Annotated in this window: 9 protein-coding genes and 3 tRNA genes; 10 read left to right on the forward strand and 2 right to left on the reverse strand. The window is 77.6% G+C overall.

Annotated features, from left to right (window positions below):
- The 3 genes from GTQ99_RS16875 to GTQ99_RS16885 form a co-directional block, all read left to right on the forward strand.
- On the forward strand, positions 1–533 hold a 533-nt coding region (locus GTQ99_RS16875), incomplete at its 5' end, for a GGDEF domain-containing protein (protein ID WP_205707660.1).
- A 9-nt stretch (positions 534–542) separates the two neighbouring features.
- Positions 543–1,592, forward strand: a complete 1,050-nt coding sequence (locus GTQ99_RS16880; RefSeq protein ID WP_166616898.1) for a lipoate-protein ligase LplAB — start codon at positions 543–545, stop codon at positions 1,590–1,592.
- 57 nt (positions 1,593–1,649) lie between these two features.
- Positions 1,650–1,907: a hypothetical protein gene (locus tag GTQ99_RS16885; RefSeq protein ID WP_166616899.1), complete on the forward strand. Its 258-nt coding sequence runs from the start codon at positions 1,650–1,652 to the stop codon at positions 1,905–1,907.
- A gap of 4 nt (positions 1,908–1,911) precedes the next feature.
- Here the strand turns inward: GTQ99_RS16885 and GTQ99_RS16890 are convergent, their stop codons facing one another.
- Positions 1,912–2,607 carry an SDR family NAD(P)-dependent oxidoreductase gene (locus GTQ99_RS16890; protein WP_166616900.1) on the reverse strand — a complete coding sequence of 232 codons (696 nt, stop codon included), beginning with the start codon at positions 2,605–2,607 and terminating at the stop codon, positions 1,912–1,914.
- A 103-nt stretch (positions 2,608–2,710) separates the two neighbouring features.
- On the opposite strand from GTQ99_RS16890, the gene GTQ99_RS16895 reads away from it, so the two are divergent.
- On the forward strand, positions 2,711–3,595 hold the full coding sequence (locus GTQ99_RS16895; protein WP_205707661.1) for an MmyB family transcriptional regulator: 885 nt from the start codon (positions 2,711–2,713) through the stop codon (positions 3,593–3,595).
- Here the strand turns inward: GTQ99_RS16895 and GTQ99_RS16900 are convergent.
- Positions 3,531–4,574 (reverse strand): PHP domain-containing protein, encoded by a 1,044-nt coding sequence (locus GTQ99_RS16900; protein ID WP_166616902.1) that lies wholly within the window; start codon positions 4,572–4,574, stop codon positions 3,531–3,533. The genes GTQ99_RS16895 and GTQ99_RS16900 overlap by 65 nt on opposite strands.
- A 70-nt stretch (positions 4,575–4,644) precedes the next feature.
- Between GTQ99_RS16900 and GTQ99_RS16905 the strand changes: the two genes are divergently transcribed.
- From GTQ99_RS16905 to GTQ99_RS27065, 6 genes are all read left to right on the forward strand, one after another.
- Positions 4,645–5,751: a DNA topoisomerase IB gene (locus GTQ99_RS16905; protein ID WP_205707662.1), complete on the forward strand. Its 1,107-nt coding sequence runs from the start codon at positions 4,645–4,647 to the stop codon at positions 5,749–5,751.
- Between the two features lie 83 nt (positions 5,752–5,834).
- Positions 5,835–5,907 (forward strand) — tRNA-Glu (locus GTQ99_RS16910).
- Positions 5,908–6,022: 115 nt separating this feature from the next.
- A tRNA-Asp gene (locus GTQ99_RS16915) sits at positions 6,023–6,096 on the forward strand.
- A gap of 30 nt (positions 6,097–6,126) precedes the next feature.
- Positions 6,127–6,199 (forward strand) — tRNA-Phe (locus GTQ99_RS16920).
- A 109-nt stretch (positions 6,200–6,308) separates the two neighbouring features.
- Complete coding sequence (locus GTQ99_RS16925) at positions 6,309–6,626, forward strand: hypothetical protein (RefSeq protein ID WP_166616904.1); 318 nt, start codon at positions 6,309–6,311, stop codon at positions 6,624–6,626.
- On the forward strand, positions 6,623–7,488 hold an 866-nt coding region (locus tag GTQ99_RS27065; protein ID WP_166616905.1), incomplete at its 3' end, for a diguanylate cyclase domain-containing protein. The genes GTQ99_RS16925 and GTQ99_RS27065, both read left to right, overlap by 4 nt.

Consider the following 7,488-nt stretch of genomic DNA (forward strand, 5'->3'; position numbering starts at 1 on the left):
GCCTTGAACCCGTCGAGGTCGAGGACCACGCACGTGCAGCCGCCTGCCGCCGCCGGGCGCTGCCCCGGCCGCGCCCGGCGGCGGCAGGCGGCTGCACGTGCGTGGTCCTCGACCTCGACGGGTTCAAGGCCGTCAACGACACCCGCGGCCACGCCGCGGGGGACCGCGTGCTGCAGGTGGTGGTCGAGCGCGCTGCGCGGGTCGTCGGCGACGACGGCCTGGTGGCCCGCCTCGGCGGTGACGAGTTCGTGCTGTGGCTGCACTGCGGCGGGCCGGGGGCGCCGCGCACGCGCGAGCTGCTCGAGCGGCTGCGCGGCGCGCTGGCCGTCCCCGTCCCGCTCGCCGACGGCGCGAGCGCGCGCGTCGGCGCCTCCCTCGGGGTCGTCGACGCCGATCCCGCCGATCCCGGCGGTCGCGGCGGCGACCTCGCGGCCGTCCTGGCGGAGGCCGACCGGCGGATGTACGCGGACAAGCGCGCCCACCGCGGGCGGGGCGCGGACGCCGGTGACCGCGACCGGCGCGCGGAGCCGTAGCCTCGCCGCGTGCACGGTGAGTACAAGGTCCCGGGCGGCAAGCTCGTCGTCGTCGACCTCGACGTCGTCGACGACCGGCTGGCCGACGTCCGCCTCAGCGGCGACTTCTTCCTGGAACCCGACGACGCGCTGGAGGCCGTCGACGCGGCGCTGACGGGCCTGCCCGCCGACGCCGACGCGGCCGACCTCGCGCAGCGGGTGCGCTCGGCGCTGCCGGCCGGTGCCGTGCTGCTCGGCTTCACCCCCGAGGCCGTCGCGACGGCCGTGCGCCGCGCCGTCGGCGGGGCGAGCGGCTGGCTGGACCACGACTGGCAGCTCGTGCACACCGGTCCGCAGCCGCCGACGACGCACATGGCCCTGGACGAGGTGCTCACCCGCGAGGTCGCCGCCGGGCGCCGGCCGCCGACGCTGCGGGTGTGGGAGTGGGCGAGCCCGGCCGTCGTCCTCGGCAGCTTCCAGTCGCTGGCCAACGAGGTCGACGCGGCGGCCGCCCAGCGCCTGGGCGTGGAGGTCGTGCGCCGCGTCTCCGGCGGCGGGGCGATGTTCGTCGAGCCGGGCAACACCATCACGTACTCCCTCTACGCGCCCGGCTCGCTCGTGGAGGGCCTGTCGTTCACCGAGTCGTACGCGTTCCTGGACGACTGGGTGCTCGTCGCCCTCGGCGACCTGGGCGTTCGGGCCTGGTACCAGCCGATCAACGACATCGCCACCGACCAGGGCAAGATCGCCGGGGCGGCGCAGAAGCGCCTGGCCGACGGCACCGTCCTGCACCACGTGACGATGTCCTACGACATCGACGCCGCGAAGATGCTGCAGGTGCTGCGGATCGGCCGGGAGAAGCTGTCCGGCAAGGGCCTGGCCAGCGCCGCCAAGCGCGTCGACCCGCTGCGCCGCCAGACCGGCCTGCCGCGCGGGGAGGTCATCGACTCGATGGTCGCCACCTTCCGCCGCCAGCACGGGCTCACCGCCTCCGAGCTCACCCCCGCCGAGCTGGCGGCGGCCGAGGAGCTGGTGGCCGCCAAGTTCGCCACGCGCGACTGGCTGGCCCGCATCCCCTGACCCGGACGGACCCGGACCGACCTGGACACCTCCCGGCGGGCGGCGCAGACTCGGACGGTGGAACCCACCGCCACCGCCGCGCACGGGCTGCGCACCGGGGTCGTGCGCGACGCCGACCGCCCCGGGCGGGCGCTGCGGGTGAGCGCCCACCCCGAGGCCGGCCGGGTCGTGCTCTCGACGTGGCAGGACGCCACCTGCGTCTCGACGGTGCGCCTGGACCGCGCCGAGGTCGTCGAGCTGCTCGCCGCCCTCGGCGCCGCGCTGCTGCCGGCGCCGCAGGTCCCCGGGCCGCAGGGACCCGGGGACACCCCCTAGCGGTTCACCAGGCCAGGACCCCGTGCCGGTCGCGCAGCTGACCGGTGGGCCCGCCGGGCCCGCCCGTGGCGAGCTCGACGACGGCGTCGGTGCCCTCGGTGAGGGTCTGCGGGCCGCTGTGGCCGTTGAAGTCCGTCGCCGTGTAGCCGGGGTCCACGGCGTTGAACCGGATCCCCGGCAGCGCCTTGGCGTACTGCGTGGTCAGCATCGTCACCGCCGACTTGGAGGACGTGTAGAGCGGCGCGACGACCCGGCCCTCGACGCGGTCGGGGTCGTGCGTGGCGGCGAACGAGCCCAGCCCGCTGGTGAGGTTGACGACGAGGGGGTTCGCCGACCTGCGCAGCAGCGGTAGGAACGCCCGGGTCACCCGCACGATCCCGAAGACGTTGACGTCGTAGACGGCGAGGGCGTCGGCCGCCGTGAGCTCCTCGGCCGGGGTCTGCGGCCCGCTGACGCCCGCGTTGTTGACGAGGACGTCGACCGTGCCCTCGTGGGCGGCGACGTCGGCCGCGGCGGCCTCGACGGAGGCGTCGTCGGTGACGTCGATCTGGACGAACCGGGCGCCGACGGCCTCGGCGGCCGCCCGGCCGCGCTGGGGGTCGCGGGCCCCGACGACGACGGTGTGCCCGGCCTCGACGAGGCGGCGGGCGGTCTCGCGGCCGAGGGACTTGTTGGCGCCGGTGATGAACGTGGTGGTCATGGCCCCCACCCTCGGCCCCGGGGCGGCGGTCGGCCAGTGCCCTGCGCGACGGTGGGACGGGCGGTACCAGGCTGCGCGGGCGCGGCGGGGGGAGGATGGCCCGGTGACGGACGGCGAGAACCTCGGCACGGCCCTGCGGCGCTGGCGCGACCGGCTGTCCCCGCTGGACGTCGGGCTGCCCGAGCGCGCGCGGCGCCGGGCCGCGGGGCTGCGCCGGGAGGAGCTGGCCGACCTGGCCGGGCTGTCGGTCGACTACGTGGTGCGCCTGGAGCAGGGCCGGGCGAGCAACCCCTCGGCGCAGGTCGTCGCCACGCTGGCGCGGGCGCTGCAGCTGAGCCCCGCCGAGCGCGACCACGCCCACCGGCTGGCCGGTCTGCTGCCGCCCGCGGACGGCGTGGTCTCCCACCACGTGCCGCCGGGCGTGCAGCGGGTGCTCGCCCGGCTCGGCGACCTGCCGGTGGGCGTCTTCGGCGCCGACTGGACGCTGCTGTCGTGGACCCCGTCCTGGGCGGCGCTGCTCGGCGACCCGACCCGCCTGCCCGCCGCGGAGCGCAACCTGGTGCGGGCGGTGTTCACCGCGGGCCCGGGCGGGCTGGCGGCCTGGCCGGTGCACGGCGCCGACCCCGGGATGGAGGCGGCCCTGGTCCGCGACCTGCGCACCGCGCTGGTGGACCACCCGCGCGACCGGGCCCTGGCCGCGCTGGTGGCCGAGACGCGGGCGCGCAACCCGCTGTTCGCGCGGCTGTGGAGCCAGGGGGCGGTCGGCCGGCACGTCTCGTCGCGCAAGACGATCGAGCACCCGCAGGTCGGGGAGGTCACCTGCGACTGCGACGTGCTGACCGTCCCGGACAGCGACGTGCGGCTGGTCCTCTACTCCGCCGCGGCCGGCACCCCGGACGCGGAGAAGCTGGAGTTCCTGCGGGTCACCGGTGGGCTGCCCGTCGACGCGCCGTCCACTCCAGCAGCCGCTCGGCCGGCCACGTCGTGACCACCCGCTCGGCGGGCACCCCGCACTCCTCGGCGCGCGCGCAGCCGTAGGGCTGCCAGTCCAGCTGGCCGGGGGCGTGCGCGTCGGTGGACAGCGCGAACAGGCAGCCGGCCTCCACGGCCCGGCGCAGCAGCGCCCGCGGCGGGTCCAGCCGCTCGGGGCGGGCGTTGACCTCCACCGCCACCTCGTGCTCGGCGCAGGCGGCGAACACCGCGGCGGCGTCGAACTCGCTCGGCGGGCGGCCCTGCGCGCCGGCGCCGCCGTGCCCGCCCGTCAGCAACCGCCCCGTGCAGTGCCCCAGCACGTCGGCGCGGCCGCCGCCGACCGCGGTGAGCAGCCGCCGGGTCATCTGCTCGGCCGGCATCCGCAGCTGCGAGTGCACGGAGGCGACGACGACGTCGAGGCGCTCCAGCAGGTCCGGCGGGCAGTCCAGGCTCCCGTCGGCGTGGACGTCGACCTCGATGCCGGCCAGCAGCCGGAACGGCAGCAGCGTCGGCGCGAGCGCGGCGACCTCGGCGAGCTGGCGCTCGCGGCGGGCGCGGTCCAGGCCCCGGGCGACCTTCAGCCGCTCGGAGTGGTCGGTGACGGCGACGTACTCGTGCCCGAGCTCGGCGGCGGTGGCGGCCATCTCCGCCAGCGGGCTGCCGCCGTCGCTGGCGTCGGTGTGGGTGTGCAGGTCGCCGCGCAGCTGCGCGCGCAGCGCCTCGCCGCCGGCCACCAGCGGGCCGGCGGCCTCCTCCAGGGCCTGCAGCCGGCGGGGCACCGCGCCCGCCGCGGCCTGCTGCACGACCTCCGCCGAGGCCCTGCCGATGCCGCGCAGCGCGGTGAGGGTGCCGGCGGCCAGCCGCTGCTCCAGCTCCCCGGCGGGCAGCGCGCCCAGCACGGCGGCGGCCCGGCGGAACGCCTGCGCGCGGAAGGTGTCGGCCCGGGCGCGCTCCATGAGGAAGGCGGTGCGCCGCAACGCCTGCACGGGATCCACGGATCTCCTCCAGCCGGTGGGCGGACCGGTTCGGGGTGCGGCCGGCCGATCCACTCTGCACCATCGCTGGGTGCCCCGCCTGCGCCGCGTCTCGAGCTCCTCCCCGGGTTTCACGCGCCGTCGGCGGGGCAGGGGCTGGAGCTACCACGACACCACCGGCGCCCGGATCACCGATCCGGAGGTCGTCGCCCGCATCGACGCCCTGGCCATCCCGCCCGCCTACACCGACGTGTGGATCTGCCCCCACCCCAACGGGCACCTGCAGGCCGTCGGCACCGACGACCGCGGGCGGCGGCAGTACCGCTACCACGAGGAGTGGCGCCGCCAGCAGGACCGCGCCAAGCACGACCGGGTGCTGGAGGTGGCCGCGCGGCTGCCGGCGGCCCGCGCCGTCGTCGAGGAGCAGCTGCGGCTGCCGGGCCTGCCGCGCGAGCGGGTGCTGGCCGCCGCCTTCCGGCTGCTGGACCTCGGCTTCTTCCGGGTGGGCGGCGACAGCTACGCCGAGGAGAACGGCTCCTACGGCCTGGCGACGCTGCAGCGCCAGCACGTGCACCAGCACGGCGACGAGCTGGTCTTCCGCTACGTCGCCAAGTCCGGCAAGGACCGCACGGCCGTCATCGCCGACCCGGCGGTGCGCGAGGTGGTCCGCTCGCTGAAGCGGCGCCGCGGCGGGGGCGAGGACCTGCTGGTGTGGAAGGAGGGCCGCCGCTGGCACGACGTCACCAGCGACGACGTCAACGCCTACCTGCACGAGACGATCGGGCCGGACGTCAGCGCCAAGGACTTCCGCACCTGGCACGCGACCGTGCTGGCGGCGGTCGCCCTGGCGGTGTCGTTGCCGGCCGCCGGCACCCCGAGCGGGCGCAAGCGGGCCGTCACCCGGGCCGTCACGGAGGTCTCGGAGTACCTGGGCAACACGCCGAGCGTGTGCCGCAGCAGCTACGTAGACCCCCGCGTCATCGACCTCTTCGAGGACGGGGTGACGATCGCCCCCGCCCTGGACCAGCTCGGCGAGGGCGCCTCCTTCGGCCACCCCGCCACCCACGGCGAGGTGGAGCGGGCCGTGCAGGACCTGCTGCACACCGACCCGGTCGCGGTCACCCGCTCCATCGCGCGCGGCCGCAGGCCCCCGGTGCCCTCGCGGCGGCTGTCGGTGCCCGGCGGCGCCGCCGCCTGAGCGCGCGCACCCCGCGCCCTGGGCCCGCGCGCACCGGCGCCCGTCCCCTATGCTGGAACGGCTCCCGCCGCGCCGGGGGCCGCGCCCTCATCGTCTAGTGGCCTAGGACGCCGCCCTTTCAAGGCGGTAGCACGGGTTCGAATCCCGTTGGGGGTACGCACGAGCAGGACCGCTCCACCGTCCGGCCCAGCCGGGTGTCACGAGCACCGCCCGACATCGGGTAAGGTCTTCTCTGCAAGCAAGCAAGGCCAGCAAGACAAGGCCTCTCTGAGGCCCCGTAGCGCAGTTGGTTAGCGCGCCGCCCTGTCACGGCGGAGGTCGCGGGTTCGAGTCCCGTCGGGGTCGCTCGTCGTGCCGGTTCCACCGGCCCGGCACGGCCAGGTAGCTCAGTTGGTAGAGCGTCCGACTGAAAATCGGAAGGTCAGCGGTTCGACCCCGCTCCTGGCCACCTGTGCTCCACCCCGCACCAGGCCCCCGGATCCCGGGGGCCTTCGTCGTCCCCGGGGCTGCCGGACGCGCTGCCGCGCCCGTCGGCGGCGCCCGTTAACCTCGCTGCCGTGCGCAGCGTCCCCGGCCCCGTCCTCATCGGCTCCGCCGTCCTCGGCGGCTACGTCGCCGGCCGGCGCAGCGGGAACCGCGCGCTCGCCGGCGCCGCGCTGCTCGCCGGTCTCGGCGCCGCGCTCCCCCGCTGGACGCGCTCCTCCCCGCTGCTGGCCGCGGCGCTGGGCGCCGGCACCGTCGGTCTGGTCGGCCTCTCGCACCCGCTCGCGCACCGCGTCGGCCCCCGGCCGGCGGTGCTCGCCACCACGGCCGCCGCCTCGGTCCTGGCCGGCGTCGGCGACGCCCTCGCGCGCCGGGGCGCCGGCGGGTCGTGAGCCCCGCCGGGGCCGGTCCGGACTGGCGGGCACTGGCCGCCCGGGCCCCCGCCACCCTCCTGCTCTCGGGCTCCACGGTCCTGTGGGCCTCCGACGCCGTCGGCGAGCTGGTGGGCGCCGAGACCGCCGCGCTCGCGGGGACCGACGCCCTGGAGCTGGTGCTCGCCGCCGACCGCGCCCGCGCCCGCACCGCCCTGCACGAGGCCCTGCGCCGGCCGGGCAGCCGGCTGGGGCCGCTGCGGCTGCGCCCGGCCGCGCGACCGGACGCGCTCGTGGAGGTCGAGGCGCGCACCCGCTCGGGCGTCCACCTCGTGGTGGCCGGCTGGGACGTCGCGCAGCGCCTGGCGGCGCAGAGCGCCCTGGCCGAGCGCGCCGGGCACGACCGCCTCACCGGCCTGCCGAACCGGAGCCTGCTCGCCGACCGCTGGCAGGCGGCCCGCCGCCGCGCGCACGCCGACCCGCGGCTGCGCACGTTCGTGCTGGTGTGCGACCTGGACGGCCTCAAGGAGGTCAACGACGAGCGCGGTCACCGCGTGGGCGACGCGCTGCTGGTGCGGGCCGCCCGGCGGCTGGCCGCCGAGGTGCGCCCCGGCGACACCGTCGCCCGCCTGGGCGGCGACGAGTTCGTCGTCCTCGTCGAGGGCGTGCCGGCCGAGCACGTCGAGGCGCTCGCCCGCCGGCTGCGCAGCCGGGTCGGCCGCGCGGCGGGGGTGCCGGTGCGGATGTCGGTGGGCTGGGCCGCCGACGACCGCACCCGCCCGGCGGAGGCCGTGCTGGCGGAGGCGGACGCGCGCATGTACGAGGACAAGCGGGCGCGCCGGCGGGCCAGCGGCGCGCCCGCCGGGCGAGCGGCGGGCGGTCC

This window comes from Kineococcus vitellinus (assembly GCF_009906315.1).
GTDB lineage: Bacteria > Actinomycetota > Actinomycetes > Actinomycetales > Kineococcaceae > Kineococcus > Kineococcus vitellinus.